The organism is Candidatus Oscillochloris fontis (assembly GCF_004138135.1).
GTDB classification, from domain to species: domain Bacteria; phylum Chloroflexota; class Chloroflexia; order Chloroflexales; family Chloroflexaceae; genus Oscillochloris; species Oscillochloris fontis.
Genome location: NZ_RYFD01000126.1, coordinates 1 through 1335 on the forward strand (window position 1 = coordinate 1; position 1335 = coordinate 1335).

Annotated in this window: 1 protein-coding gene; it reads right to left on the minus strand. The window is 58.7% G+C overall.

Going from position 1 to position 1335, the window contains the following annotated elements:
- Positions 1-48: 48 nt before the first annotated feature.
- Positions 49-1251 (minus strand): IS256 family transposase, encoded by a 1203-nt coding sequence (locus tag EKD03_RS18225; RefSeq protein ID WP_129633876.1) that lies wholly within the window; start codon positions 1249-1251, stop codon positions 49-51.
- Positions 1252-1335: the final 84 nt, after the last annotated feature.

Genomic DNA, 1335 nt, shown 5'->3' on the forward strand with positions numbered 1-1335 from the left:
ACCATTTTTCGCACATTTGCGGGGCGCCTCATCCGGAGTAGCTGGTAGCTACCCGGTCAGTACCTCGAAACGCACGAGGCCGTTGAGCCTCGTCATATCCATGTATCTACGCGATCCCCATTCCTTGCCGGCGATGTATCGAAGCCGCGCCGTTACCAGCATAAGGGCCGATCGACCGTCTGGAAAGTTACCGACCACGCGCGTCCTTCTCCTGATCTCGCGCATGATACGCTCCATCGGGTTATTGGTCCTTATGCTCCGCCAGTGTTCCCGCGGGAACGCCGTATACGTTAAGGTTTCCCGTATACCGTCCTCTACGGTCTTCGCGGCGACCGGCAATTTCATCGCCTTGAGCTTTTCGATGACGAGCTCGGCCTTTTGGACCGATGCGTCACGATCCTCCTGCGCATGGATCGCCTTGAGCATCGCCGCGACCTCCTTGACCTTCGTCGAGGGGACGTTGCTAAACACGTTTCGGTAGAAATGCACGGCGCACCGTTGCCATGGTACCTCGGGGTAGTACTCGCTGAGCGACTCGACGAGCCCCATGCACTTATCGGAGATGAACAACTGAACGCCGTCTAGGCCGCGCTGCTTGAGCGAGGCGATGAACAATCCCCAGCCGGCCTTGTCCTCTTTAGCCCCTTCGACGGCGCCGAGGATTTCCCTGTACCCATCGGCATTTACGCCGAAGGCGACGAGGATCGACACATTGCGTATCTCGTCGGCCCAGGTGCGTTTGAGCACGATGCCGTCGAGGTACACGTACGGAAACGCACCTTCTATCGGGCGGGTGCGCCACAGATCGATCTTGTCGTACAGTTCCTGGTTGAGCTTCGAGACGATGCCGGCGGAAACGCGGGTTCCCCAGAGCGCTTCGGTGATGTCCTCGACCCGACGCACGGAGACGCCGGCGAGGTACATCTCCATGAGCGCTTCCTCTACCGAGCTTTCGCGCCGGCGATAGCGGTCGATGATGGCGCTCTCGAACGGTATCGTTCTCAGCTTAGGCACCTTGAGCTTAACCCTTCCGGCCTTAGTATCAAGCGTCCGCTCATAGTGTCCGGCCCTGGTATCGATCCTGTCCGGGCTTCGGGCGTAGCGCTTGGCGCCGCACAGTTCGTCGGCTTCGGCGTCGAGCATCTTGTTGAGCGTCTGCTCGACCGTCTCCCGAACGACCCTTCCCAGCTGGCTCTTCACGAGCCCCTCGTCGATGCTTATAATCCTTCCCTGTGAGCGTTCTTCGCTCATGGCGTCCTCCTTTGGCTGGTTTTGTGTGGTAACTTAACTAAACCAGATGAGGACGCCTTTTTCAATGACCGCTAAATGTGCGAA

Excerpts from the sequence above, each read along its gene's own strand:
- EKD03_RS18225 (WP_129633876.1), bottom strand. The coding sequence starts at position 1,251 with ATGAGCGAAGAACGCTCACAGGGAAGGATTATAAGCATCGACGAGGGG.